Annotated in this window: 24 protein-coding genes; 18 read left to right on the top strand and 6 right to left on the bottom strand. The window is 68.8% G+C overall.

Translation table 11 applies throughout. The annotated features are described in order from the left end of the window. Positions 1-62 precede the first annotated feature (62 nt). Both ACAM52_RS02305 and ACAM52_RS02300 read right to left on the bottom strand, forming a co-directional pair. Positions 63-1,334, bottom strand: a complete 1,272-nt coding sequence (locus ACAM52_RS02305; RefSeq protein WP_139703259.1) for an RsmB/NOP family class I SAM-dependent RNA methyltransferase — start codon at positions 1,332-1,334, stop codon at positions 63-65. A 43-nt stretch (positions 1,335-1,377) separates the two neighbouring features. Beyond that, positions 1,378-3,231 carry a M48 family metalloprotease gene (locus tag ACAM52_RS02300; protein WP_369646005.1) on the bottom strand — a complete coding sequence of 618 codons (1,854 nt, stop codon included), beginning with the start codon at positions 3,229-3,231 and terminating at the stop codon, positions 1,378-1,380. A 54-nt stretch (positions 3,232-3,285) separates the two neighbouring features. On the opposite strand from ACAM52_RS02300, the gene ACAM52_RS02295 reads away from it, so the two are divergent. Then, a complete protein-coding gene (locus tag ACAM52_RS02295; protein ID WP_062483076.1) occupies positions 3,286-3,534 on the top strand; it encodes a DUF1653 domain-containing protein in 249 nt (82 codons plus the stop codon). On the opposite strand, the gene ACAM52_RS02290 is transcribed toward ACAM52_RS02295, so the two are convergent. Both ACAM52_RS02290 and purN read right to left on the bottom strand, forming a co-directional pair. Next, on the bottom strand, positions 3,522-3,830 hold the full coding sequence (locus tag ACAM52_RS02290; RefSeq protein ID WP_223301392.1) for an I78 family peptidase inhibitor: 309 nt from the start codon (positions 3,828-3,830) through the stop codon (positions 3,522-3,524). The genes ACAM52_RS02295 and ACAM52_RS02290 overlap by 13 nt on opposite strands. Positions 3,831-3,889: 59 nt before the next feature. Next, complete coding sequence (purN, locus tag ACAM52_RS02285) at positions 3,890-4,486, bottom strand: phosphoribosylglycinamide formyltransferase (RefSeq protein ID WP_369646004.1); 597 nt, start codon at positions 4,484-4,486, stop codon at positions 3,890-3,892. Between the two features lie 173 nt (positions 4,487-4,659). Between purN and ACAM52_RS02280 the strand changes: the two genes are divergently transcribed. The 4 genes from ACAM52_RS02280 to ACAM52_RS02265 all read left to right on the top strand — a co-directional run bounded on the left by ACAM52_RS02280 (position 4,660) and on the right by ACAM52_RS02265 (position 9,216). Beyond that, complete coding sequence (locus ACAM52_RS02280; protein WP_062482930.1) at positions 4,660-5,841, top strand: acyl-CoA dehydrogenase family protein; 1,182 nt, start codon at positions 4,660-4,662, stop codon at positions 5,839-5,841. Between the two features lie 12 nt (positions 5,842-5,853). Beyond that, positions 5,854-6,969, top strand: coding sequence for an acyl-CoA dehydrogenase family protein (locus ACAM52_RS02275; protein WP_095746552.1), 1,116 nt, complete (start codon positions 5,854-5,856; stop codon positions 6,967-6,969). A gap of 96 nt (positions 6,970-7,065) precedes the next feature. Beyond that, on the top strand, positions 7,066-8,424 hold the full coding sequence (locus ACAM52_RS02270; protein ID WP_369646003.1) for an alpha/beta fold hydrolase: 1,359 nt from the start codon (positions 7,066-7,068) through the stop codon (positions 8,422-8,424). Between the two features lie 6 nt (positions 8,425-8,430). Next, the gene (locus tag ACAM52_RS02265; protein ID WP_369646002.1) at positions 8,431-9,216 is read left to right on the top strand and encodes an enoyl-CoA hydratase; all 786 of its coding nucleotides are present in this window, start codon (positions 8,431-8,433) and stop codon (positions 9,214-9,216) included. 46 nt (positions 9,217-9,262) lie between these two features. Here ACAM52_RS02265 and ACAM52_RS02260 read toward each other — a convergent pair whose 3' ends face one another. Further along, positions 9,263-9,823 (bottom strand): HNH endonuclease, encoded by a 561-nt coding sequence (locus tag ACAM52_RS02260; protein WP_062480919.1) that lies wholly within the window; start codon positions 9,821-9,823, stop codon positions 9,263-9,265. A gap of 165 nt (positions 9,824-9,988) precedes the next feature. On the opposite strand from ACAM52_RS02260, the gene ACAM52_RS02255 reads away from it, so the two are divergent. From ACAM52_RS02255 to ACAM52_RS02195, 13 genes are all read left to right on the top strand, one after another. After that, positions 9,989-11,026, top strand: a complete 1,038-nt coding sequence (locus ACAM52_RS02255; protein WP_095948725.1) for a bifunctional riboflavin kinase/FAD synthetase — start codon at positions 9,989-9,991, stop codon at positions 11,024-11,026. Positions 11,027-11,151: 125 nt separating this feature from the next. Then, entirely contained in the window at positions 11,152-14,001 is a 2,850-nt protein-coding gene (ileS, locus tag ACAM52_RS02250) for an isoleucine--tRNA ligase (RefSeq protein WP_369646001.1), read from the top strand. Further along, positions 14,001-14,516, top strand: a complete 516-nt coding sequence (lspA, locus tag ACAM52_RS02245) for a signal peptidase II (RefSeq protein WP_369646000.1) — start codon at positions 14,001-14,003, stop codon at positions 14,514-14,516. The genes ileS and lspA overlap by 1 nt, the downstream gene beginning before the upstream one ends. Before the next feature lie 163 nt (positions 14,517-14,679). Next, positions 14,680-15,699, top strand: a complete 1,020-nt coding sequence (locus tag ACAM52_RS02240) for a LacI family DNA-binding transcriptional regulator (protein WP_369645999.1) — start codon at positions 14,680-14,682, stop codon at positions 15,697-15,699. A 28-nt stretch (positions 15,700-15,727) separates the two neighbouring features. After that, on the top strand, positions 15,728-16,741 hold the full coding sequence (locus ACAM52_RS02235) for an ABC transporter substrate-binding protein (RefSeq protein ID WP_062480910.1): 1,014 nt from the start codon (positions 15,728-15,730) through the stop codon (positions 16,739-16,741). A gap of 16 nt (positions 16,742-16,757) precedes the next feature. After that, a complete protein-coding gene (locus ACAM52_RS02230) occupies positions 16,758-17,588 on the top strand; it encodes an iron ABC transporter permease (protein WP_159275532.1) in 831 nt (276 codons plus the stop codon). Beyond that, complete coding sequence (locus ACAM52_RS02225; RefSeq protein ID WP_062480906.1) at positions 17,588-18,388, top strand: ABC transporter permease; 801 nt, start codon at positions 17,588-17,590, stop codon at positions 18,386-18,388. Before ACAM52_RS02230 ends, ACAM52_RS02225 begins: the two co-directional genes overlap by 1 nt. Next, positions 18,378-19,451, top strand: a complete 1,074-nt coding sequence (locus ACAM52_RS02220) for an ABC transporter ATP-binding protein (RefSeq protein ID WP_369645998.1) — start codon at positions 18,378-18,380, stop codon at positions 19,449-19,451. The genes ACAM52_RS02225 and ACAM52_RS02220 overlap by 11 nt, the downstream gene beginning before the upstream one ends. Further along, positions 19,448-20,311, top strand: a complete 864-nt coding sequence (locus tag ACAM52_RS02215; protein ID WP_369645997.1) for a phosphodiesterase — start codon at positions 19,448-19,450, stop codon at positions 20,309-20,311. The genes ACAM52_RS02220 and ACAM52_RS02215 overlap by 4 nt, the downstream gene beginning before the upstream one ends. A 73-nt stretch (positions 20,312-20,384) precedes the next feature. After that, the gene (locus ACAM52_RS02210) at positions 20,385-22,046 is read left to right on the top strand and encodes a Na/Pi cotransporter family protein (RefSeq protein ID WP_062480901.1); all 1,662 of its coding nucleotides are present in this window, start codon (positions 20,385-20,387) and stop codon (positions 22,044-22,046) included. A 348-nt stretch (positions 22,047-22,394) separates the two neighbouring features. Beyond that, a complete protein-coding gene (locus ACAM52_RS02205) occupies positions 22,395-23,051 on the top strand; it encodes a nuclease-related domain-containing protein (protein ID WP_369645996.1) in 657 nt (218 codons plus the stop codon). Positions 23,052-23,129: 78 nt separating this feature from the next. Next, positions 23,130-25,532 carry an outer membrane protein assembly factor BamA gene (bamA, locus tag ACAM52_RS02200; RefSeq protein WP_369647688.1) on the top strand — a complete coding sequence of 801 codons (2,403 nt, stop codon included), beginning with the start codon at positions 23,130-23,132 and terminating at the stop codon, positions 25,530-25,532. Between the two features lie 17 nt (positions 25,533-25,549). Continuing rightward, positions 25,550-26,233: a response regulator gene (locus tag ACAM52_RS02195; protein ID WP_369645995.1), complete on the top strand. Its 684-nt coding sequence runs from the start codon at positions 25,550-25,552 to the stop codon at positions 26,231-26,233. Here the strand turns inward: ACAM52_RS02195 and ACAM52_RS02190 are convergent. After that, the gene (locus tag ACAM52_RS02190) at positions 26,208-26,504 is read right to left on the bottom strand and encodes a hypothetical protein (RefSeq protein ID WP_369645994.1); all 297 of its coding nucleotides are present in this window, start codon (positions 26,502-26,504) and stop codon (positions 26,208-26,210) included. The genes ACAM52_RS02195 and ACAM52_RS02190 overlap by 26 nt on opposite strands. Positions 26,505-26,507: the final 3 nt, after the last annotated feature.

The raw sequence follows: 26,507 nt of genomic DNA, 5'->3' as shown, positions 1-26,507 counted from the left end.
CAAAACGAGGCCTTTTGTCCTTCTGTCACACCGCAGATTTACCCTAGTTTGGAGCCCCGCGCCTATTTCCGGTTCCACACGGCGGCAAAAAAGCCGTCGGTGGCGTGGCGATGCGGCCACAGACGCAGATAGCGGCGGCCGTCTTCCCCACCCGCGCAGAGGGTCTCGGCGCCCTCCACCTTGAGCGCCTGGAGCAATTCGGCCGCATCCATGGGCACGAAATCGGGGTTCGCGGCGGCAAAAGCCTCGGCGATGGCCTCGTTTTCCTCCGGCAGGACGCTGCAGGTGGCGTACACCAGCCGGCCGCCCGACTTCACGAGCCGGGCCGCGCTTTGCAGGATGGCCGTCTGCTTGGCCGTCAGCTCGGCCACCGACTTGGCCGATTGACGCCATTTGAGGTCAGGGTTGCGGCGCAGCGTGCCGAGCCCCGAACAGGGCGCGTCGACCAGCACGCGGTCGATCTTGCCGGCCAGACGCTTGATCCGGTCGTCGCGCTCGTGGGCGATCGCGGCCGGGTGCACGTTCGACAGCTTGCTGCGCGCCAGCCGCGGCTTGAGCGCGTCCAAGCGGTGGGCCGAGGTGTCGAAGGCGTAGAGCCGGCCGGTGTTGCGCATGGTCGCGCCGATGGCCAGCGTCTTGCCGCCGGCGCCGGCGCAGAAATCGACCACCATCTCGCCGCGCTTGGCGTCCAGCAGCAGCGCCAGCAGCTGCGAGCCCTCGTCCTGCACCTCGATGGCGCCGCGCACGAACGCGTCGAGCTTGGTCAGCGCCGGCTTGCCGTCGATGCGCAGTCCCCAGGGCGAGAACGGCGTCACTTCCGATTTGATAGCAGCCTTCGCAAGCTCCGCCTTCACTTCGGCCCGCTTGTCGGTGAATGCATTGACGCGCAGGTCGAGCGGCGCCGGCTGCTGCAGGCTCTCGACCATCGGCCAGAAGCCGTCGCCCAGCTGCGCCTTGAGCGGCGCGACCAGCCATTCGGGCAGGTTGTGGCGATGGCGTTCGAGCAGGTCGTCGGGCTTGACGGCGTCGCAGTTGTCGAGCCAGCGCTTCTCGGTATCGTTGAGCGCGCTCTTCAAAAAGTCGCGCGGGCCGTGAAAGCCCAGGATCGCCATGCGGCGCTCCTTCGAACCGCTGCCCGAGGGCGACAGGTGATCGAACAGCAGCTTCTTGCGAAGCACGGTGTAGACGGTTTCGGCGAGCGTCGCGCGCTCGCGCGGGCCGAACTCGCGGTGGTCGCGGAAAAAGCGCGAAACGACCTGGTCGGCCGGGTGATCGAATTTCAGGACCAGGCCGACCAGATCGGCGGTGGCCTCCAACAGGGCTTTGGGATGCATAGCCCCGATTGTCTCAGCCGGCCGGCCTCGCGGCCGAAACGCCTCAGGCGCCGCGCACCCAGACGGTCCCGAAGGCCTGCCGCTCGATGTCTTCCAGCGTGGGCGAATGCCCCGCCCAGAGCACCAGCGCCGCCCCCGGCAGGGTCAGCGTCTGCTCGAGTTCGCGGCACAGGTGCCAGCGGTCCTCGTCGCCGAGCCCCGGCACCTCGACGAACACGATGTAGGCCCGCCGCCAGGCGAACTCGCGCAGGTTCTTGCGCACCACCCACAGCCGCGACACCGGCAGGCAGCGCGCGATGTCGGCGCGCAGTTCGCCCAGTTCGTGGTCGTTCAGGTCGTGGCGCGAAATCTGGCTGAAGAACGGCGTGTCGGTGATCTCTTCCCAGGCGCGCGCCTCGGCCTCCTCCGCCTCCTTGAGCCGCGCGCGCCACAGCTTGAGCCCCTGCTCGTCGTGCGGCCCGGCTTCGGGATCTTCGAGCGAGGCGACGGCGTTCTTGGCCGCCCACCAGCGGCTGGCCACGCCCGACTGGTGCAGCCGTTCGAGCACGGCCAAGCGCTCGGCGCGCTCGCGCGCGGGCAGCATCTGCGCCAGTCCGCGCAGCGCGCCCGGGTGGTCCGGCGCGATCCGCAACGCGCTTTCGTAGCGCGCGCGCACTGGCGCCGCCGGATCGAGCCGGCGCTCGGCGTCGGCCCATTCGACCATCTCGTCGGGCGTGTTGCGCTCGCCGCGGGCCGCCAGCACCGCGATGCGCTCGCGGATGCGCGAGCGGTGCGCGTGGTGCTGCTTCCAGTCGGCGGCGTGGGCGCGGCGCCAGGCGTTGTCGAAATGCGCGATCCACTTGTGCTTGTCGGCCAGCATGTCGAGCGCGGGCCGCTGCGACCAGGCCGGCAGCGCCGCTTTCTGGTTCAGGGCTTCGAGCCGGTCGCGCAGCACCGGGTGGGTGTCGTCCAGGTCGCTCACGCGCCGCATCGCCTCGCGCAGCGCCTGGCGCGCGAACTCCTCGCTCGGCGGCGTGCGGGCGCGCTGCCGCAGGGCGGCGAACGGGCCGGGCGGCAGCGGCTCGCGCTCGGCGCGCGCCCAATGCCAGGGCCAGAACTCGCTGGCGTACCAGTTGCCCTTGATGGCCACTTCGGTGAGCGCGGCCGCGGCCACCGCGGTGCCGAGCAGCCGGCCCGAAATACGGTCGGCCTCGTACTCGTCCTGGCGGGCCAGCGCGAAGGTCTTGGCAGCAAAGCGCGGAAAGTACCAGCGGAAGAAGGCCTGCGACACCAGCGCCATCACGCCCTCGTCGCGCTGCAGGCTGGCATCGAGCCGCAGCCACGACAGCCGCGTGCGGTAGATCCAGGCGCTCAGGCGGCCGTGGTTGCCGCGCAGGTGCCCGTATTCGTGGGCCAGCACCGACAGCAGGCGCTGGCGGTCCAGCATCATCAGCAGCGGCAGGCCGATGCTCAGCGAGTTGAGCGCACCGCCGAACAGGCCGAAGCGCGGCACCTGGCGGATGCTGGCGTTGAAGTTGTCGTCCAGGTAGACGCGGTGCACCGGCGGCCCCTTGATGCGCTCGCGGATGCGGTCCAGCGCCTCGAACAGTCCCGGCGCGTCGGCGCGCGTGAGCGGCTCGCCGTCGGGCTCGTCGAAGTGCACCCAGAGCGCGCGCAGGGTCGCCCAGAACAGGCCCAGCGCGAACACGAGCAGCCAGCCGCGGGTGAAGTTGAAACGCCCGTCGGCCACCGAGACGACCACCCAGGCCACAATGCCCACCGCCAGCCCGAGGCAGGCCAGCACCCAGAGGTAGCCGAGCGCGGCGAACGCCGCGACGCCACGCCGGTAGCGCGCACTGTCGTCCGCACTCGCGTGCTCGCTCAGGCGTACCAGGTGAACAAAATCCGCACGGTCCATCCGACTCCCGTCAAAGACTCATCCGACAGTTGTTACCGAAGAAAGAAGCCCCCGTTGAACGACGAAGACCTCCCTCCCCTGATCGAAACGCCCCCCGGCCGCTACCGCCACTACAAGGGCGGCGAGTACGACGTGATCGGCACCGTCCGCCACAGCGAGACGCTGGAGCCGATGACGCTGTACCGCGCCCTCTACGGTGCCCGCGGCCTGTGGGTCCGGCCGGCCGCGATGTTCGAAGAAACCATCGAGATCGACGGCCGCCCGCAGCGCCGCTTCACCCCGATCGACGCTCAGCCGCAGTGAACGTCCTTGACGCGGCCACGCGCGTCGACGCTGATGTTGAGCCGTCCGGGGTTGAGTTCCATGGTGACCGCCTGGTTTGGCTTGAGCACCCGCGCCGTGCCGGCGCCGGCGCGCGCACGTGCCGCGGCTTCGAGCTGAGGCGTCACCTGCTGGCCCACGGCAAAGCGGGCGCCTTCGGCGTTGCACTGGAAGACGGGCTCGGCCGGCGCGGCGGGTGCGGGCGCAGCGGCGCCCGGTGCCGGCGCGGGGGCCGGAGCGGCGCAGGCGGCCAGCAGGGCCGCGGTGGCCAACGTCAACAGTAGCGATTGGGTTTTCAAAGTTCTGTGCTCCCGAAAACCCAACAATATAAACAACTTTAAGCTTTGTGACTCAATGTATCCAACAGCCATCCAGCGATGGCGCGCGGGTACAGCAGGTGCTCCTGGGACAGCACCCGGGCGGCCAGCGTGGCGGCCGTGTCGTCCGGCAGCACCGGCACCACGGCCTGCGCCAGGATCGGCCCGTGGTCGAGCTCGGCCGTGACCTGGTGCACCGTCACCCCCGCCACCTTGCAGCCCGCCTCAATGGCGCGCTGGTGCGTGTGCAGCCCCGGAAAGGCCGGCAGCAGCGAGGGGTGGATGTTCACCAGCCGCCCGGCGTAGCGGGCCACGAAGCCGGGCGTCAGGATGCGCATGAAGCCCGCCAGCACCACGAGCGTCGGCGCGTGGGCGTCGACCGCCTCGGCCAGCGCCGCGTCGAAGGCCTCGCGGCTGTCGAAGGCCTGGTGCGGCACCACGGCGGTCGCGATGCCGTGCGATGCGGCCAGCGCCAGCCCGCCGGCCTCCGCCTTGTTGCTGATGACGGCGGCGATGCGCGCGCCGAAGCGCTCGGCCCAGCGGTCGCGCTCGGCGGCGCGCACGATGGCCGCCATGTTCGAGCCGCCGCCGGAGATCAGGATCACGATGTTCTTCATAGGAGGCCGGGATTATCCGTGCCCCGCCAACACCCCGATCAGCCTCCCGTCGACCCGCACGCCGGCGGGCTTGTCGCGACGCGGACACCGGATCGCAGCACGACCGTGCTAAAACTCGCAGTTCCGGAGACACCCCGCGTCTGCGGTGGACCGATCAACACAGCGAGGCACGCATGGATTTGAGCTTCACACCCGAAGAACAGAAGTTCCGCGAAGAAGTTCGCGCATGGGTCAAGGACAACCTCCCCCAGGAGATTTCGCACAAGGTGCACAACGCGCTCGAACTGACGCGCGACGATCTGCAAGGCTGGGCCAAGATCCTCGGCAAGAAGGGCTGGCTGGGCTACGGCTGGCCCAAGGAATTCGGCGGCCCCGGCTGGACCGCCGTGCAGCGCCACCTGTTCGAGGAAGAAACCGCCCTGGCCGGCGCGCCGCGCATCATCCCGTTCGGCCCCGTCATGGTGGCCCCGGTGATCATGGCCTTCGGCAACGCCGAGCAGCAAAAGCGCTTCCTGCCCGGCATCGCCAGCGGCGAAGTCTGGTGGAGCCAGGGCTATAGCGAACCCGGCTCGGGTTCCGACCTGGCCTCGGTCAAGACCAAGGCCGAGCGCAAGGGCGACAAGTACATCGTCAACGGCCAGAAGACCTGGACCACGCTCGGCCAGCACGGCGACTGGATGTTCAACCTCGTGCGCACCAGCAACGAAGGCAAGCCCCAGACCGGCATCAGCTTCCTGCTGCTCGACATGAAGTCGCCCGGCGTCACCGTACGCCCGATCAAGCTGATCGACGGCGGCGTCGAGGTGAACGAGGTGTTCTTCGACAACGTCGAAGTGCCCGCCGAGAACCTGATCGGCGAGGAGAACAAGGGCTGGACCTACGCCAAGCACCTGCTCTCGCACGAGCGCACCAACATCGCCGACGTGAACCGCGCCAAGCGCGAACTCGAGCGCCTCAAGCGCATTGCGAAAAGCGAAGGCGTGTACGACGACCTGCGCTTCCGCGACGAGATCGCCAAGCTCGAAGTCGACATCGTCGCCCTCGAGATGATGGTGCTGCGCGTGCTCTCCGCCGCCACCTCGGGCAAGAACTCGCTGGACGTGGCCGGCCTGCTCAAGATCCGCGGCAGCGAGATCCAGCAGCGCTACGCCGAGCTGATGATGCTGGCCGGCGGCCCCTACTCGCTGCCGCTGATCCGCGAAGCCATGGAAGCCGGCTGGCAGGGCAACTTCCCCGGCGGCAACCCGGCGCTGGCACCGCTGGCATCGACCTTCTTCAACATGCGCAAGACCACGATCTACGGCGGCTCGAACGAAGTCCAGCGCAACATCGTGGCGCAAACCGTCCTGGGCTGAGGAGACACCAACATGGATTTCAATTTTTCGGAAGACCAGGACCAGCTGCGCGACGCCGTTCGCAAGTGGGTCGACAAGGGCTATGACTTCGAGCGCCGCCGCGGCATCGAGGCCAAGGGCGGCTTCTCGCGCGAAGCCTGGGACGAACTGGCCGAGCTCGGCCTGGGCGGCCTGTACATCAGCGAAGACGACGGCGGCCTGGGCATGGGCCCGGTGGCCGGCATGGTCGTGATGGAAGAACTGGGCCGCGGCATCGTGCTGGAGCCCTTCGCCCAGACGCTGATCGCCGGCGCCGTGCTCGGCGGCTACGCCGACGCGGCCACCAAGGAAAACTGGCTGCCGCGCATCGCCGGCGGCCAGGCCCTCGTGGTGCTGGCCTACCAGGAGCGCAAGGCGCGCTACCGCCTCGATGTGTGCGAGGCCACGGCCACCAAGTCGGGCAACGGCTACTCGCTGACCGGCGCCAAGAGCGTGGTGCCCGTGGGCGACGAGGCCGATGCCTTCATCGTGCCCGCCAAGGTCGACGGCAAGATCGCCCTCTTCCTGGTCGAGCGCAGCGCCAGCGGCGTCGAAGCCCGCGGCTACGGCACGCAGGACGGCGGCCGCGCGGCCGAAGTGGTGTTCGACAAGGCCGACGCCACGCTGGTCACGGCCGACGGCCTGGCCGCGCTCGAGTACGCGGTCGATGTCGGCATTGCCGCCACCTGCGCCGAAGCGGTCGGCGTGCTCGACAAGACGCTCGACGTCACCATCGACTACATGAACCAGCGCAAGCAGTTCGGCGTGGTCATCTCCAGCTTCCAGGCACTGCGCCACCGCGTCGCCGACATGAAGATGCAGCTGGAGCTGGCACGCTCGATGAGCTACTACGCGACACTCAAGCTCAACGCCCCGGCCGACGAGCGCCGCCAGGCGCTGGCCCGCGCCAAGTACCAGCTGGGCACGTCGATGCGCTACGTTGCCGCGAACTCGGTGCAGCTGCACGGCGGCATCGGCGTGACCGACGAATACATCGGCAGCCACTACTTCCGCAAGCTCACGCAGCTCGAACTCACCTTCGGCGACACCTTGCACCACCTGGGTGAAGTGTCGGCACGCATGCAGGACACCGCCGGCGTCTTCGCCTGACGGCTGTTTGTCGATAGCATCCAACGCCCGCCCGCCTTGCGCCGGCGGGCGTTTTCACTTGCGGGGCCCCAGCCCCCTGCCAGGAGAGAGACAGACATGCCTTCCCGCCGCACCCTGCTTGCCTTGGCCCTTGCCGGAAGCACCGCCGTCACCTGGCTGACCGGCTGCGCCACCTCCGCGCCCTCTTCCACCGAGCGCCCGCCCATCGTCTTCATGCACGGCAACGGCGACTCGGCGGCGCTGTGGCAGACCACGATCTGGCGCTTCGAATCGAACGGCTGGCCGCGCGAGCGGCTCTTCGCCATCGACCAGCCGACTCCCCTGGCCCGCGACGACGACGCCGTGGCCCAGTCGGGGCGCAGCTCCACCGCCGACTCGGCCGCGTTCCTGCGCGCCGAGGTCGAGAAGGTGCTGAAGGCCACGGGCGCGCCCAAGGTCGTGCTCATCGGCAATTCGCGCGGCGGCAACACCATCCGCAACTACGTGCAGAACGGCGGCGGCGCGGCCGTGGTGAGCCACGTGGTGCTCGGCGGCAACCCGGCGCACGGCATCTGGAAGGTGAAGGGCCTGCGCGAGAACAACGAGTTCTCGGGACTCTCGGCCTTCATGCAGCAGCTCAATGCACCCAAGGGACCGAACGGCGACGAGGTCACGCTCGGCGTGCAGTGGCTCACGCTGCGCTCGGACACCAACGACAAATACGCCCAGCCCGACGGCCTGTGGATCGGCGCGCCGGGCCAACCGACGAACATCGGCTTCGACGGGCCGGCGCTCAAGGGCGCCACCAACCTCGTGCTGCCGCGCGTGGACCACCGCGAGACCTCGTTTTCGCCCTCTGCCTTCGCGGCGACCTGGCGCTTCCTGACCGGCCAGGCGCCGGCCAGCACGGCGGTGGCGCCGGAATCGAAGGTCGTGCTCGACGGCCGCGCGACCGGCGCGGACAACCTGGCGCTGGCCGGCGCGCGCGTCACGGTCTTTGCCGTCGACCCGGCCTCGGGTGCGCGGCGCGGCGAGGCGGCGCACCAGCAGACGGTCGGCGCCGACGGTCGCTGGGGCCCGTTCAGCGCGCAGCCCACCGCGCGCTACGAGTTCGTGCTCGACGTGCCTGGCCAGGGCACCACGCACATCTACCGCAGCCCGTTCGTGCGCAGCAGCGGCTTCGTCAACCTGCGGACCGAGCGCCTGGCGCCGGCCGAGAGCGGCGCGGGTGCGGTGGTCGTCTTCACGCGCCCGCGCGGCTACTTCGATGCGCAGCGCGACACGATGAACTTCGACGGCCAGAGCCCGCCGCCCGGCGTGCCGGCCCAGGGCGCGGGGCAGTCGAGCTCGCGGCTGCGCATCGCGGCCGGCGCGCCGCAGCGCACGGTCAGCGCCGAGTTCAACGGCGAGCGCCTCAGCGGCCAGAGCTGGCCCGCCGCGCAAGGGCACGCGACGGTGCTCGAGCTGACGTACTGAACGGCCATGAACGACACGACCCCCTTCGTCCTGACGGCGCGCGACGCGCGCGGCGTGGTCACGCTCACGCTGAACCGCCCCGCCGCCTTCAATGCGCTGTCCGAAGGCATGCTGGGCGCGCTCGAACAGGCGCTCGGCACCATCGCCGCCGATGACACGGTGCGCGCCGTCGTCATCGCCGCGGCGGGCAAGGCCTTCTGCGCGGGCCACGACCTGAAGGAGATGCGCGCCGCCCCCTCGCTCGGCTACTACCAGCAGCTGTTCGACCGGTGCGGCGCGATGATGCTGTCGATCCAGCGGCTGCCCGTGCCGGTGATCGCGCGCGTGCACGGCATCGCGACCGCGGCGGGCTGCCAGCTGGTGGCCGTGTGCGACCTCGCGGTGGCAGCCAGCGACGCGCGCTTTGCGGTCAGCGGCGTCAACGTGGGCCTCTTCTGCGCCACGCCCGGCGTCACGCTGTCGCGCAACCTCGGGCGCAAGGAAGCCTTCGAGATGCTGGTGACGGGCGAATTCATCGGCGCCGAGGAAGCGCGCGAGAAAGGCCTGGTCAACCGGGTCGCGCCGCCCGAGGCGCTCGACGCCGCGGTCGAGGCACTGGTCGCCAGCATCGTCGCCAAGCCCCGCACGGCGCTCGCGCTGGGCAAGGCGCTGTTCTATCGCCAGCTCGAAACCGGCATCGAGGCCGCGCTGGCCGACGCCAGCCGGACCATGGCCTGCAACATGATGGACGAGAGCGCGCTGGAAGGCGTGCAGGCCTTCATCGAGAAACGGCCACCGGCCTGGAAGGGCTGAAAGAAAAAAGGAGGCCGAGGCCTCCTTTTTTCTTGCACATCGGGTGTCAGATGTCGTGCAACCGGGACGACTGCGGCAGGTGCGCCATCAGGAACTCCATCTGGTCCGCCAGGATGCGGCGGTTGCGCAGGATGAAGTCTTCCCACAGGCTGGGCACATAGGGCGCATACAGCAGCGGCATGTTCGCCTGCTCGGGCGTGCGGCTGCTCTTGCGGTGGTTGCAGGGCTTGCAGGCCGTGACCACGTTCATCCAAGTGTCGATGCCGCGCTGCGCGAACGGAATGATGTGCTCGCGCGTGAGTTCGTCTTCGTGGAAATGGCCGCCGCAGTAGGCGCAGATGTTGCGGTCGCGCGAGAACAGCTTGCTGTTGGTCAGGCCCGGGCGCTGCGCGAAGGGGTTGATGCGCGGCACGCCCTTGGTGCCGATGATGCTGTTGATCGCGATCTGCGACTGCTCGCCCGTGATCGCGTTGTGGCCGCCACGGAACACGGCCACCTGCGCGCCCACTTCCCAGCGGACTTCGTCCGCCGCGTAGTGGATCACCGCCTGTTCCAGCGATATCCATGACTGGGGCAGCCCTTGGGCCGACAGCTTCAAGACCTTCACACACGCCTCCTCGAAACGAGAAAAACACGCAGAGACCAGAGACTCGGAATGCGTTGGCGACTCACGCCAACCCACCCACTGCGTCACAATATACCGGCTTTGTGACAAATCGGCCTGATTTGCCCATACGACGGGCATCAGGCGCTATCAAAAAGATACTCTCCCATGCAGGTTTTCCGCGGCTTCCGACACCCGGGCGTAGCTCCGGCCTGCGCCCTCACGATCGGCAATTTCGACGGCGTCCACCGCGGCCACCAGGCCATGCTGGCGCTGTTGCAGACCGAGGCCCGCCATCGCGGGCTGCCCAGCTGCGTGCTGACCTTCGAGCCGCACCCGCGCGACTATTTCGCCGCCGTCACCAAGAAACCCGACCTGGCTCCGGCCCGCATCGGCACGCTGCGCGACAAGCTGACCGAGCTGGCGGCCTGCGGCGTCGACCAGACCATCGTGCTGCCTTTCGACGGCCGGCTGGCCTCCCAGTCGCCCGAGGCCTTCATCCAGAACGTGCTGATCGACGGCCTGGGCGCGCGCTACGTGCTGGTGGGCGACGACTTCCGCTTCGGCGCCAAGCGCGCGGGCGACTACGCCATGCTCGATGCCGCCGGTGAAGCCCAGGGCTTCGACGTCGCGCGCATGAACAGCTACGAGGTGCACGGCCTGCGGGTGTCCAGCTCGGCCGTGCGCGAGGCGCTGGCCGAAGGCCGCATGGCCGATGCCCACACGCTGCTGGGGCGCCCGTACACCATCTCGGGCCACGTGGTCCACGGCCGCAAGCTGGGCCGGGCGCTGGGCGCGTCGTCGCCGGGCAAGGACGACGGTTTTCGCACCCTCAACCTGCGCTTCAAGCACTGGAAACCGGCCGCCAGCGGCATCTTCGCGGTGCTGGTGCACGGCCTGGCCGACCAGCCGCTGCCGGGTGTCGCGAACCTCGGCGTGCGGCCCTCGCTGGACGCCAACGACGTCAACGCGGGGCGCGTGCTGCTCGAGACGCATTGCCTGGAGTGGCCCTCGCATCTGGGGGCCGAAGGGGCCTACGGTAAAATCGTGCGCGTGGAACTCCTGCACAAACTGCACGACGAATTGCGCTACACCAGCCTCGAAGCCCTCACCGCGGGCATCGCGAAGGATGGCCGCGACGCACGCGCGTTCTTCGCATCGACCCACGCCGAGACCCACCGCCAGACCACGCGCGACCGAATTTAGCCCTGCACGCCCCGTGCTGCCGCCCTTCGACAAGCTCAGGGCGAACGGCTATATCTTCCGCACCGACCGCTCAATGCAGTTCGGGCTGAGCCTGTCGAAGCCCCTCTGTTTCGCCGCACCCCAACATGTCTGACGCCGCTTCCCCCAAAGATTACCGTTCCACGCTGAACCTGCCCGACACCCCCTTCCCGATGCGCGGCGACCTGCCCAAGCGCGAACCGGGCTGGGTCAAGGAATGGAACGACGAAGGCCGCTACCACCGCCTGCGCGACGCCCGCCACGGCGCGCCCAAGTTCATCCTGCACGACGGCCCGCCGTACGCCAACGGCCAGATCCACATGGGCCACGCGGTGAACAAGATCCTCAAGGACATGATCACCAAGGCGCGCCAGCTCGAAGGCTTCGACGCGCTGTACGTGCCCGGCTGGGACTGCCACGGCCTGCCGATCGAGAACGCCATCGAAAAGCAGTTCGGCCGCAACCTGAGCCGCGACGAGATGCAGGCCAAGAGCCGCGCCTACGCCACGGAGCAGATCGCCCAGCAGATGGTCGACTTCCAGCGCCTGGGCGTGCTGGGCGAATGGGACCATCCGTACAAGACGATGGACTTCGCCAATGAAGCTGGCGAGCTGCGCGCGTTCAAGCGCGTGATCGAGCGCGGCTTCGTGTACCGGGGCCTCAAGCCCGTGTACTGGTGCTTCGACTGCGGCTCGTCGCTGGCCGAGTTCGAGATCGAGTACGCCGACAAGAAGAGCCAGACCATCGACGTGGCCTTCAAGGCGCACGAGCGCGAGAAGGTGCTCAAGGCCTTCGGCACCGACCACACGATCCTGGGCGACATCTTCGCGGTGATCTGGACCACCACCGCGTGGACCATCCCCGCCAACCAGGCGATCAACCTCAACCCCGAGCTCGAGTACTCGCTGGTCGACACCGAGCGCGGCCTCCTGATCCTGGCCAACTCGCTGGTCGAGATGTGCATGACGCGCTACGCGCTCGACGGCAAGGTGCTGGCCACGGTCAAGGGCGAGGCGCTCGGCGGGCTCGAGTTCGAGCACCCGCTGTACGACGTCGATGCGGGCTACCAGCGCCTGTCGCCCATCTACCTGGCCGACTACGCCACCGCCACCGACGGCACCGGCCTCGTGCACTCCTCGCCTGCCTACGGCGTGGACGACTTCAACTCCTGCATCGCCCATGGCGTGGCGTACGACGACATCCTGAACCCGGTGCAGGGCAACGGCAGCTACGCGCCCGACTTCCCGCTGTTCGGCGGCCAGAACATCTGGAAGGCCGTGCCGGTGATCATCGCCGCGCTGCGCGACGCCAACCGGCTGATGACCACCGAGACCATCACCCACAGCTACCCGCACTGCTGGCGCCACAAGACGCCGGTGATCTACCGCGCGGCGGCCCAGTGGTTCGTTCGCATGGACGAGGGCGAAGGCGTGTTCACCAAGGACAAGGCGCCCAAGACGCTGCGCCAGACCGCGCTCGACGCCATCGAGCAGACCAGCTTCTATCCCGAGAACGGCAAGGCCCGCCTGCACGACATGATCGCCGGCCGGCCCGACTGGTGCATCAGCCGCCAGCGCAGCTGGGGCGTGCCGATCCCGTTCTTCCTGCACAAGGACTCGGGCGAGCTGCACCCGCGCACCATGGAAATCCTCGACCAGGCCGCCGACATCGTCGAGAAGGGCGGCATCGAGGCCTGGAGCCGCGTCACGGTCGAAGACATCCTGGGCGCCGAAGACGCACCGAGCTACACCAAGAGCACCGACATCCTCGAGGTGTGGTTCGACTCGGGCTCGACCTTCTCGCACGTGCTGCGCGGCACGCACCCCAACGTGCACCACGAGACCGGCCCCGAGGCCGACCTGTACCTCGAAGGCCACGACCAGCACCGCGGGTGGTTCCACTCGTCGCTGCTGATCGCCTGCATGCTGGAAGACCGCGCACCGTACAAGGGCCTGCTCACGCACGGCTTCACGGTGGATGCCAAGGGCATCAAGATGAGCAAGTCGCTCAAGAACGGCATCGACCCGCAGGAAATCAGCAACAAGCTGGGCTCGGAAATCATCCGCCTGTGGGTGGCCGCGAGCGACTACTCGGGCGACATCGCGGGCGACGACAAGATCCTCGCGCGCGTCGTCGACGCCTACCGCCGCATCCGCAACACGCTGCGCTTCCTGCTCGCGAACACCAGCGACTTCGACATCGCGAAAGACGCGGTGCCGCTCGACCAGCTGTTCGAGATCGACCGCTACGCGATGTCGCGCGCGGCGCAGTTCCAGGCCGAGATCCTTGCGCACTACCAGGTGTACGAGTTCCATCCGGTGGTGGCCAAGCTGCAGATCTACTGCTCGGAAGACCTGGGCGGCTTCTACCTCGACATCCTGAAGGACCGCCTCTACACGACGGCGCCGGGCTCGCTCGCGCGCCGCAGCGCGCAAACGGCCCTGTGGCACATCTCGCAAGCCATGCTGCGCTGGATGGCGCCGTTCCTGAGCTTCACGGCCGAAGAGGCTTGGAAGATCGTGGGCACCGGCAAGCCGGGCGAGTCGATCTTCACGCAGACCTACAGCCAGTTCGCCGCACCCGACGAGGCGCTGCTCGCCAAGTGGGGCCGCATCCGCGAGATCCGCGACGGCGTCAACAAGGACATCGAGGCGGTGCGCGCCGAGGGCAAGGTCGGCTCGTCGCTGCAGGCCAACCTGCAGCTGAACGCACCGGCCGACGACCTCGCGCTGCTGGGCTCGCTGGGCGAGGACCTGAAGTTCGTGTTCATCGCCTCGGCGGTGGCACTGGCGGCAGGCGACACGCTGTCGACCGTGGTCACGCCCAGCACCGCACAGAAGTGCGAGCGCTGCTGGCACTACCGCGAGGACGTGGGCCACGACCCGGCGCACCCGACCATCTGCGGCCGCTGCACGAGCAACCTGTTCGGCGCGGGCGAATCGCGCAGCGTGGCCTGATGGCGACCGCACGTTCCGCCTCGTCGGCCTCGCGTTCGCGCGGGGCCAGCATCTGGCCCTGGCTCGGGCTGGCGGCGATCATCGTGATCATCGACCAGTTCACCAAGACGCTGATCCTGGGCTACTACAAGCTCGGTGACGCGACCTACGTGACGAGCTTCTTCAACGTCGTGCGCGCGCACAACACGGGCGCCGCCTTCTCGTTCCTGGCCGACCACTCGGGCTGGCAGCGCTGGTTCTTCACGGCGATCGGCGTGGCGGCGGCGATCTTCATCGTCTGGATGCTGCGGTCGCACGCGGGCCAGAAGCTCTTCTCGTTCGCGATGGCCTGCATCCTGGGCGGCGCGATCGGCAACGTGGTCGACCGCATGATGCACGGCTACGTGGTCGACTTCCTGAGCTTCCACTGGGGCAACTGGTACTTCCCGGCGTTCAACGCGGCGGACAGCGCCATCACGCTCGGGGCGATCTGCCTGATCGTCGACGAGATCCGGCGGGTGCGCCGGGGCAAGTAAGCCAGTTCTCGACCAAAGGGGCCCACGGGCCCCTTTTTCTTTGGGCCGCGCTCTGCGCCCGCGGCCCCGGGGTTCTCCCCACTTCCCTGTCCTGTCATCGCGAAGTCATACTGCGCCGGTCCAATGTAATCGATTACATGAACCCCACCACGGACCCCGCACGATGAGCATCCAAGCAGTAGCCGCCCAGGCCGGGGTCTCCGTGGCCACGGTCTCGCGCGCCTTCAACTTCCCCGACAAGGTGACGCCGGCCACGCGCGAACTGGTCGAGCGCGTGGCGCGCGAACTCAACTACCTGCCCAACGCCAGCGCCCGCACCCTGCGCACCCAGCGCAGCCGCACGCTCGGCGTGGTGCTGCCCACGCTGCTGAACCCGACCTTTGCCGAATGCCTGCAGGGCATTGCGCGCGCGGCCGTCGCGGGCGGCTACGCGATCCTGCCGGTCACCACCGGCTACCGGCTCGACGAGGAAGAGCGCGCCGTCCAGCTGCTGCTGGCGGGCAACGTCGACGGGCTGATCCTCGTGGTGTCGAACCCGTCCACCTCGGCCGCGCTGCAGCGCCTGCAGGCCGCCGCCGTGCCCTACGTGCTGGCCTACAACCGGCACGCCGACCATCCCTGCGTGTCGGTCGACAGCGAAGGCGCGGTGGCCGATGCGGTCACGCGCCTCGTGCTGCTGGGCCACCGGCGCATCGCGATGGTCAGCGGCACGCTGGCCGCGTCGGACCGCGCGCAGCAGCGCTACCGCGGCTACCAGCGCGGCATGGCCGAAGCAGGCCTCGATGCGCCGCCGCTCGTCGAAGTGCCCTTTGTCGAGACCGCCGTCGATGCGCTGTGCGCCGAACTGCGCCCGCGCGCCCGCCCCACGGCGCTGGTCTGCTCGAACGACCTGCTCGCCATCCGCAGCATCCGCGCCGCGCACCTGAGTGGCCTGGCGGTGCCCGACGACCTCAGCGTGGTCGGCTTCGACGGCATCGCGCTCGGCGAAGACCTCACGCCCGCGCTCACCACCATCGCGCAGCCCAACAGCGACATCGGCCGCCACAGCGTCGAGCTGCTGGCGCAGGCGATCGCCGGCGGCCGCGCGCTGCAGGCCGACGCGAGCCTGCTGCTGCCTCATGCCTTCCGAGACGGCGAGTCGTGCGCAAGTGCGCGCGAAGACAACGACGCCGCACTGTCCTGACCTCACCACCCCTCCCAGGAGTTTTTCCATGTCCCTGCGCTTTCACCGCCTCGCCCGCCTCGGCGTGCTGGCCGCCGCCCTCGTCGCCGCCGGCGGCGCCATGGCCCAGACCGCCATTTGCTACAACTGCCCGACCGAATGGGCCGACTGGGGCACCCAGCTCAAGGCCATCAAGGCCAAAACGGGCATCACCGTGCCGGCCGACAACAAGAATTCGGGCCAGTCGCTCGCACAGCTGGTCGCCGAAAAAGCCAGCCCCGTGGCCGACGTCACCTACCTCGGCGTGACCTTCGCGGTGCAGGCCGCGAAAGACGGCGTGGTCGAGCCCTACAAGCCGGCCGCCTGGAAAGACATTCCCGACGGCCTGAAGGACCCGGCCGGCAACTGGTTCACCATCCACTCGGGCACGCTCGGCTTCATGGTCAACGTCGATGCGCTCAAGGGCAAGCCGGTGCCCAAGTCGTGGGCCGACCTGCTCAAGCCCGAGTACAAGGGCCTCATCGGTTATCTCGACCCCGCCTCGGCCTTCGTGGGCTACGTGGGCGCCGTGGCCGTGAACCAGGCGCGCGGCGGCACGCTCGACAACTTCAAGCCGGCCATCGACTACTTCAAGGCGCTGCAGAAGAACGAGCCCATCGTGCCCAAGCAGACCTCGTACGCGCGCGTGCTCTCGGGCGAGATCGCGATCCTGCTCGACTACGACTTCAACGCCTACCGCGCCAAGTACAAGGACAAGGCCAACGTCGCCTTCGTCATCCCGAGCGAAGGTACGCTGGCCGTGCCCTACGTGATGAGCCTGGTCGCCAAGGCGCCGCACGCGGCCGATGCGAAGAAGGTGCTCGACTTCACGCTGTCCGACGAAGGCCAGGCGATCTGGGCCAAGGCCTACCTGCGCCCGGTGCGCGCCAGCGCCATGCCCAAGGAGATCGAGGCGCAGTTCCTGCCCGCGAGCGACTACGCCCGTGCCAAGACCGTCGACTACGCCCGCATGGCCGACGCGCAGCGTGGCTTCTCCGACCAGTACCTGAAGGAAGTGCGCTGACCCGGCGCCGCGCGCGATGACACGCACCACCTCCTCCAACGCCTGGAACCCGCGCTGGCGACTGCTGGCCTGCGTCGCGCCGGCGGCCGTCTTCTTCGCGGCCTTCTGGCTGCTGCCGGTGGTGCGCCTGCTCGCGCTGCCGGCCGACAAGGGCGCCGCCACCTACTTCGCGGTGCTGACCGATGCGCGCTACCTGCACAGCATGGCCAACACCGTCGCGCTGTCGGTGGCGGTGACGCTGGCCACGCTGGTGCTGGGCGCGGCGGTGGGCATCTACCTCGCGCGCCATGCCTTTCCCGGCAAGCGCATGCTGCTGTCGCTGCTCACGCTGCCGCTGTCGTTTCCGGGCGTGATCATCGGCTTCTTCGTGATCCTGCTCGGCGGGCGCCAAGGCGTGGTGGCCGACCTGAGCGACGCGCTGGTCGGCGAACGCATCACCTTCGCCTACGGCCTGCTCGGCCTCTTCCTGGCGTACCTGTATTTCTCGCTGCCGCGCGCCATCGCCACCTACGCCGCGGCGGCCGAATCGATGAACACGCAGCTCGAAGAAGCGGCGCGTTCGCTCGGCGCCTCGAAGCTGCGCGTGGCGCGCGACGTGTGGATGCCCGAGCTCGCGCCCACCACGCTGGCCTGCGGCGCCATCCTGTTCGCCACCTCGATGGGCGCCTTCGGCACGGCCTTCACGCTGGCCAGCAAGTTCGAGGTGATCCCCATCACCATCTACAACGAGTTCACCAACTACGCCAACTTCGCGCTCGCCGCGTCGCTGTCGATCTCGCTGGGCGTCGTGACCTGGCTGGTGCTCTTCGTGGCGCGCCGCTTCGGCGCCAACCCGGTCGCCCGATGATGAAGACGCCTTCGCAACCCCGCGCCCCTTTCCTGCTCGCCATCACGGTGATCGTGAGCCTCTTCATGATCGCGCCAATGCTGCTGTCGGTGATGGCCGGCCTCGTCAACAACTACAGCGCGGGCCTGAAGAGCGGCCTCACGCTGCGCTGGCTCGGCGAGGTGTGGGAGAACTACGGCGGCACCGTCGGCTGGTCGCTCGCGCTGGCCGTGGCCTGCGTCGTGTGCACCGTGCTGATCGGCGTGCCCTGCGCCTACACGCTGGCGCGCAGCCGCTCGCGCGCGGCGCGCATCTTCGAAGAGCTGCTGACCTTGCCGGTCGCAGTGCCGGGCCTGGCGACGGCGCTCGCGCTCATCCTCGCCTACGGCCAGCTCACGGCCTTCCGCCAGAGCTTCGCCTTCATCCTCGTGGGCCACATCGTCTTCACGCTGCCCTTCATGGTGCGCACCGTGAGCTCGGCCTTCCAGCGCGACGACCTGCTCGCGCTCGAAGAGGCCGCGCGCTCGCTGGGCGCGAACTTCCGCCAGCGCTTCATGGGCATCCTGGTGCCTGCGGTGTTCCCGGCCATCGTGGCCGGCAGCCTGATGGTGTTCACGCTGTCGGTGGGCGAGTTCAACCTCACCTGGATGCTGCACACGCCGCTCACGCGCACGCTGCCCGTGGGCCTGGCCGACAGCTACGCCTCGATGCGCATCGAGATCGGATCGGCCTACACGCTGGTCTTTTTCGCAGTGATCCTCCCCGTGCTGTGGGGCCTGCAGTACCTTGCCAACCTGATGCAGAAACGCCATGGAACTTGAACGCATCCCCGTCGACATCTCGAACTGCGCGAAGACGTACGCCGACGGCACGCGCGGCCTGCAGCCCACCAACCTCAAGGTCGAGGCCGGCGAGGTGCTCGCGCTGCTCGGCCCCTCGGGCTGCGGCAAGACCACGCTGCTGCGCCTCATCGCGGGACTCGAAGCGCCCGACGACGGCAGCCGCATCGTCTTCGGCGACCAGGACGTCACGCAGCGCCCGGTCGAGCACCGCGGCGTGGGCATGGTGTTCCAGAGCTACGCGCTCTTTCCGCAGATGACCGTGGCGGCCAACATCGGCTACGGCCTGCGCATCCGCGGCGTGTCACCCGAGGAAGAGAAACGCGCCGTGGGCGAACTGGTCGACCTCGTGCGCCTGGGCGGCCTGGAGAACAAGCGCCCCGCCGAACTCTCGGGCGGCCAGCGCCAGCGCGTGGCCCTGGCGCGCGCCGTGGCCGTGCGCCCGCGCGTGCTGCTGCTCGACGAGCCGCTGGCCGCGCTCGACGCCAAGCTCAAGGAATCGCTGCGCGACGAACTCGCCGAGCTGCTGCGCCGCCTGCACATCACGGCCATCCACGTCACGCACGACCAGCAGGAGGCGCTGGCCATCGCCGACCGCCTCGCGGTGATGCGCGCCGGACGCATCGTGCAGGTCGGTCGCGGCGAAGACCTGTACCGCGCGCCCGCGCACCCCTTCGTGGCCGAGTTCCTGGGCCGGGTCAACCGGCTGGAGCGCGCGCCCGACGCCATCGCGCAGGGCGTTGTCCGACTCGGAGGGTCGTCGCTGCCCTGCCCCGCGCCCTGGCAGCAGCATGCGACGCTGCTGGTGCGGCCCGAAGACATCGAGGTCGGCGCGCCCCCGCCCGGCGAGGCGCCCGGCTGGGGCCGCGCCACGGTCGAACACCGCACCTTCCTCGGCGACCGCGTGCAGTTGCACCTGCGCCTGCAGGACCAGCCCGTGCTGGTGGCCGACGTGGGGCGCGACAACCCCTTCGGGCCGGGCGACGCGGTGGGCCTGCGCATCCCGGCCGACCGCCTGATGACCTCGCAGGAAACCCGTGCATGACCATGACCACGACGACGAACCCCAACACTTTCCTGGTCCAGCTGACCGACCTGCACATCCGCGAGCCCGGCCGGCTGGCTTATGGCCGCATCGATACGGCGCCCTACCTCGCGCGCGCGGTGCAGTCGGTGCTCGCGCTGCGCCAGCCGCCCGATGCGGTGGTGATCACCGGCGACCTGACCGACTTCGGCCGCGCCGCCGAGTACGAACACCTGGCCGCCCTGCTCGCGCCGCTGACGATGCCCGTCTACCTGCTGCCCGGCAACCACGACGACCGCGACCAGCTGCGCCGCAGCTTCCCGGGCCACGCCTACCTGGGCACGGGCGCCGACACGCACGGCTTCGTCCAGTACTCGGTGCGCGTGGGCGCGCTGCGGCTGCTCACGCTCGACACCTGCGTGCCCGGCGCCAGCCACGGCACGCTGTGCGACAAACGCCTGGCCTGGCTCGAAGCCCAGCTCGACGCCTGCCGCCACGAGCCCGTGGTGGTCGCCATGCACCACCCGCCCTTCGAGACGCTGATCGGCCACATGGACGAGATCGGCCTGCTCGAGGGCGCCGACGCGCTCGAGGCCCTGCTGCGCCGCTACACGAACGTCGAGCGCGTGGTCTGCGGCCACCTGCACCGCGCCATCGACGTGCGCTTCGGCGGCACCATCGCCTCGACCTCGCCGGCGCAGGCGCACCAGGTCCGCCTCGACCTGGCGCCCGACGCCGCCTCGGCCTGGACGCTGGAGCCGCCCGCCTTCCGCGTGCACGCCTGGTCCGCGGCCGGGCGCCGGCTTGTCACGCACCTGGCGGCCTCCGGCAGCTTCGAAGGCCCTTATCCTTTCCACGACAACGGAGCCCTGATCGACTGAAGCGTCTACTTGTGGAAAATGGGGCTGAAACGAATCAAAACGAAAACAAGAGAAAGGTCAGACCCCGCCTTCCATGAAGCACCTTCTGAATCTGCTTGCGGCCGTCGCCCTGCTGGTGTGGGGCACGCACCTCGTGCGCACCGGCGTGCTGCGCGTCTTCGGCGCCAATCTGCGCAAGATCCTCGTGCAGAGCATGCGCAACCGCTTCACGGCCGCGCTCTCGGGCATCGGCGTCACGGCGCTCGTGCAGTCGAGCACGGCCACCTCGCTCATGACCTCCTCCTTCGTGGGGCAGGGCCTGGTCACGCTGCCGGCGGCGCTGGCGGTGATGCGGGGCGCCGACGTGGGCACGGCGCTGATCTCGGTGCTCTTCTCGGCCGACCTCTCGTGGCTCTCGCCGATGTTCATCTTCGTGGGGGTGGTGCTGTTCATCACGCGCTCGGCCACCGTGGCGGGGCGCGTGGGGCGGGTGCTGATCGGGCTGGGGCTGATGCTGCTGGCGCTGCAGCTGGTGGTGGCGGCCACCGAGCCGCTGTTCTCGTCGCCGGCCGTGCGGGCGCTGCTCGCGTCCATCACCAGCGATGTGCTGCTGGAGATCACGCTCGGCGCCGCGCTCGCCATCGTGGCGTACTCGAGCCTGGCGGTGGTGCTGCTGGTGGCGGCCATGGCGAGCTCGAACGTGGTGCCACTCGACGTGGCGCTGGGCCTGGTGCTCGGTGCCAACTTGGGCAGTGGCCTGCTGGCGGTGCTGACCACGGCGCGCTCTGCCGTGTCGGTGCGGCAGGTGACGGTGGGCAACCTGCTGTTCAAGGCGCTGGGCGTGGCGCTGGTCACGCCGTTCGTGGGGCTGTGGGTGCGCTACGTGCAGCCCCAGCTGCCGAACCAGACGCACGGCGTGGTGCTGTTCCACCTGGCGTTCAACATCGTGATCAGCGTCGGCTTCATCGGCCTCACGCAATGGGTCGCCAAGCTGGTGACGCGCATGCTGCCCGTGCCGCCGCAGCCCGTGGGCACGAGCCGGCCGCACCACCTCGATCCTTCGGCGCTGTCGACGCCTTCTCTGGCCATTTCGAACGCGGCGCGCGAGGCGCTGCACCAGGCGGACATCGTGGAGACGATGCTGATCGGCACGCTGGACGTGATCCGCAACAACGACCTGCGGCTGGCGCAGGAGCTGCGGCAACTCGATGACACGGTGGACGAGCTGTACTCGGCGATCAAGTACTACATGACGCGCATCTCGCGCGAGGCGCTGGGCGAGGAGGAAAGCCGGCGGTGGACGGACATCATCAGCTTCACGATCAACATGGAGCAGATCGGGGACATCATCGAGCGGGTGATCATCGATATCGAGGACAAGAAGATCAAGCCGCAGCGCAACTTCTCGGAAGCGGGGATGGCGGAGATCGTCGAGTTGCACCAGCGGCTGGTTGCCAATCTGCGGTTGAGCATGAGTGTGTTCTTGAACGGCAATGTTCGTGACGCGCAGAAGCTGCTGGAAGAGAAGGCGCGGTTTCGGGATCTGGAGCGGGCCTACGCCACTACCCATCTGGATCGGTTGTCGGATCGGACTACTTTGAGCATCGAGACGAGTTCTCTGCACATTGATCTGATCAGTGATTTGAAGCGGATCAATTCGCATATCTGTTCGATTGCTTATCCGATTCTTGAATCTGCCGGGGCCTTGGCGCCGAGCCGGCTTCGTGAATCTCGGCTCGGGAAAATCGAAGGCTGATCGTTTTGTTTCCCGAGGCCGGGTCTCGCCCCGGCGGGCGACTCACTTTCTTTTGCTTCGCCAAAAGAAAGTAAGCAAAGAAAAGGCGACCCTGCTGTCTGCGTCCCTCCGCTTCGCTGCGGGCAACCTGCGGTGCTCACGTTTCGCGGGGTCTCGCCCAAACTCGCTTCGCTCAAACAAGGGCGAGCCCTGATCCGCGAAACGCTGCGCTCCTCGGCGCATACAGAAGGGGTGGGGAACCTCACAGGCCTTTGCTTCGCTCGGCCTGGGAACACCGCAAGGCTCTGCCTCGTTTACCAGAAGTCTCCTAAAAGGCCGGCAATGCTCGGGGCTTCGAAGGAGTTCGACATGACCATTGTTCTACCGCAAAGCGCGGTCGCCGCGTCGCTCGGGGTGCAGCAGCTCGCCACGGCGTTCAGTCCGGCGTTTTCGCATCTGCGCATTCTTCGCAACCTCATCATCCCGATGCCCTCCGGTTGCGCGGTGCCCACGGCGCGCATCGATGCGGTGATCGTGTGCGAGACGGGCGTGTACCTGTTCGAGATCAAGGCTTGGCGCAACGCGTTCGTCTACCGCAAGAAATCCGACGAGGCGCCGCCGCGCTGGTTCTTGCGGCTGCATGGCTGCACGCGGGCGCGTGAAGTGAAGGACCCGGCCTGGCAGGGCGGGCGCAAGACGACGCAGCTGCGCAGCCTGCTGCCGGACGACCTGCGGCTGCAGTACTTCGTGCTGCTGCCGTGCGAAGGCGTGGAGCTGGAGGGTGTGATGCCGGCTGCCGTGATCACGCAGCAAGACCTGCCGTACATCGCACGCCTGGTGCGCAACAACGGGCGCACGGCGCGCACGTACCCGCTGCTGGACGCGCAGGCGGTCGATCGCACGGTGCAGCGGCTGCTGGAGATCCAGGGCAACCTGTCGCTGGAGACGCATGCGCAGAACTGCCGCGAACGGATGGAACGGCCTGCGGTGGCGTGGCCGGCGGTGAACGCGATGGGGTTGCAGTAACGACTGCTCACCAACCGGCCCTGCGCACGGGAGGGCGTCCCACATTCCTCCGACATTGGTGAAGACCATGCGGTGATGATGATTCCTCCCAAGTCTCTCGCAGCCCTTGCTGCGCTGTACCTCGCGATGGTGGCCTGCCCGGCGCAGGCCGCCGACCCGTTCACCGTGCAGGACATCCGCCTCGAAGGCCTGCAGCGCGTCGAAGCGGGGACGGTGTTCGCGACCCTCGGCCTGAAGGCCGGCGACACGTACAGCGACGACCGCGGCAGCGCGGCCATCCGCGCGCTGTTCGACCTGGGGCTGTTCAAGGACGTGCGCATCGACGTGAACGGCCGGGTGCTCGTGGTCATCGTCGAAGAGCGCCCCACCGTCGCCGATGTCGACTTTGCCGGCACCAAGGAGTTCGACAAGGCGGCGCTGCAGAAGGCGCTGCGCGACATCGGGCTGGCCGAAGGCCGGCCGTACGACAAGGCGCTGGCCGACCGCGCGGAGCAGGAGCTCAAGCGGCAGTACATCGGCCGCAGCCTCTACAACGCGCAGGTGGTCACCACCGTCACGCCGCTGGAGCGCAACCGCGTCAACCTCACGTTCAGCGTGACCGAGGGCGAGCCGGCGCGCATCACGCGGGTGCGCGTGGTCGGCCAGCAGGCTTTCGACGAACGCACGCTGCTCGACCTGTTCGACCAGGACAGCGGCGGCTGGCTGGCCTGGTACACGAAGTCGAACCAGTACGCGCGCGCCAAGTTCGACGCCGACCTGGAAACGCTTCGCGCGTTCTACCTGACGCGCGGGTACCTCGAGTTCCGCATAGAGTCGACGCAGGTCGCTATCTCTCCCGACCGGCAGACGCTGGAGCTCACGGTGAACATCAGCGAGGGCGAGAAGTTCGCGGTGGCCGGCGTGAAGCTGGCGGGCAACTACCTGGGGCGCGAGGACGAGTTCAAGTCGCTCGTCACCGTGTGCCCCGGCGCGCCCTACAACGGCGAAGACGTGACGGCCACCACCAAGGCCATCGCCGACCACTTCGGCACCTTCGGTTATGCCTTCGCGCGCGTGAAGGCCGAGCCCGAGATCGACCGCGCCCGGCGCCGCGTGGTGATGGTGCTGAACGCCGAGCCCGGGCGGCGCGCCTATGTGCGGCGGCTGAACATCGGCGGCAATGCGCGCACGCGCGACGAGGTGATCCGGCGCGAGTTCCGCCAGTACGAAGGCGCCTGGTACGACGGCACGAAGATCAGGCTGTCGCGCGACCGCGTCGACCGGCTGGGCTTCTTCACCGACGTGAACGTCGAGACCGCCGAAGTGCCGGGCAGCAACGACCAGGTCGACCTGAACGTCACCGTGGCCGAGAAGCCCACGGGCTCACTGCAGCTGGGCGCGGGCTACTCGTCGACCGACAAGATCTCGCTGAGCTTCGGCATCACGCAGGAGAACGTGTTCGGCTCGGGCAACTACCTGGGGCTGCAGGTCAACACCAGCTCGTACAACCGCTCGGTGTCGCTCACGGCCACCGACCCGTACTTCACGAAGGACGGCATCTCGCGCACCTTCAACCTGTTCCACACCACCACGCGGCCCTACTACGAGGCCGACGGCAACTACAAGCTCGCGAGCGACGGCGGCTCAGTGCGCTTCGGGCTGCCGGTGAACGAGCTGGACACGGTGTACCTGGGCATCGGCGTCGAACGTTATTCGTTCACGCCGGGCACCAACGGTTCGTACACGTTGGTCAACGGCTCGTATGTCTACACGGCCACGCCGCAGGCCTACCTCGACTACTTCCAGTGCACCGGCACCGCGCCGAGCGTGGTGTGCGCGGGCAGGAACGTGGTGGGCATCCCGGCCACCGTGGGCTGGTCGCGCGACGACCGCGACAGCGCGCTGGTGCCCACGCGCGGGCGCCTGCAGAGCGCCAACCTCGAGCTGGGCGTGGGCAGCGAGTTGCGCTACCTGAAGACCAACTACCAGTACCAGCAGTACGTGCCGCTGTCCAGGCAGTACACGCTGGCCTTCAACGGCCAGCTCGGCTATGCGAAGGCGCTGGGCGGCAGCAGCTTTCCGATCTTCAAGAACTTCTATGCGGGCGGGTTGGGCTCGATCCGCGGCTTCGAGCAGAACTCGCTGGGCCCGACCGACGCGGTCACCGGCGGTTCGCTGGGCGGCACGCGCAAGGCGATCTTCAACATGGAGCTGACCACGCCCTTCCCCGGCGCGGGCAACGACAAATCGCTGCGCCTGTACACCTTCTTCGACGCGGGCAACGTGTTCGCCGAACGCACGGCCAGCATGACCGACGCGCAATGGAAGGCGCAGAACCGCCTGCGCGCCTCGGCCGGCCTGGGCATCAGCTGGATCTCGCCGCTGGGGCCGCTGCGCCTGGCGTATGCAGTGCCGATCGTCTACCAGAAGGAGGACACGGCCAACGGCATCGCGGCCGACCGCACGCAGCGCTTCCAGTTCCAGATCGGCACGTCCTTCTGAACCGGCCCGCACGCGCCATGAGCCGCATCCTGCTGGTGGAAGACGGACGCGACATTGCATCGCTGCTGCTGGGCCCACTGCAACGCGCGGGCCACGAGGTGGAGCAACTCGGCGACGGCGCCGCCGCGCTCGAGCGCATCCTGCACGCGCCGCCGGCGCTCACGCTGCTCGACGTGGTGCTGCCGCGCATCGACGGGCTGCAGGTGATCGCGCAGGTGCGCGCACGCAGCGACCACCCGATCATCGTGCTGACGGCGCGCGCGCACGAGGCGGACCGGCTGCGCGGCTTCGACCTGGGCGCCGACGACTATGTCTGCAAGCCCTTCTCGCCGCGCGAGGTGGTGGCGCGCGTGCACACGGTGCTGCGCCGGCGTGCGCCGCTCGACCTGAGCGTGGGCATGGCCTCGCCGGCGGTGGCCTTCGACAGCGCGCTGGGCCATGCCTGGCTGGAGGGCCGGGCCCTGGCGCTCACGCGCCGCGAGCTGCTGTTGCTGCGCGCGCTGTCGCGCGAACCGGGCCGCGTGTTCACGCGCGCCAGGCTGCTCGAAGCGGCCTTCCCCGAGGCGCTGGACGTGAACGAGCGCGCGGTCGACGGGCACATCAAGAACCTGCGGCGCAAGCTCGCGGCCGTGTCGCCCTCGCACGGCTGGATTCGCTCGGTCTACGGCGTGGGGTTCAGCTTCGCGCAGCGGCCGGGCTGAGGGCCGGCCCGGCCTTGCATGCGCCGCGGCCGCGCGGCCCGCGGCCTTCGCTGGCCCTTTGCATGATCGGCGCCAGCGTCGACAGGCTGGCGTGGCGCACGGCCGCCTGCCGTGCCTCCGCGCAGGCGCCGCGTGCCGCGACGCCGATGCCCAGCGCCAGGCTGCACAAGGCCAGGCCGCCCGCGCAGGTGTGGGCCAGCGCGCGCACCGCGGCGCGCGGCGTCATCCGCCAATCGGCAGGCGCAGCGGACGCGGCGGGCGGGATCGGCATGCG

It is taken from the genome of Variovorax sp. V118 (assembly GCF_041154445.1).
In the GTDB taxonomy this organism is placed as follows: Bacteria; Pseudomonadota; Gammaproteobacteria; order Burkholderiales; family Burkholderiaceae_C; genus Variovorax; species Variovorax boronicumulans.
Note: the sequence above shows the minus strand (reverse complement) of the source record. Positions and strands in the feature narration are given on the sequence as shown.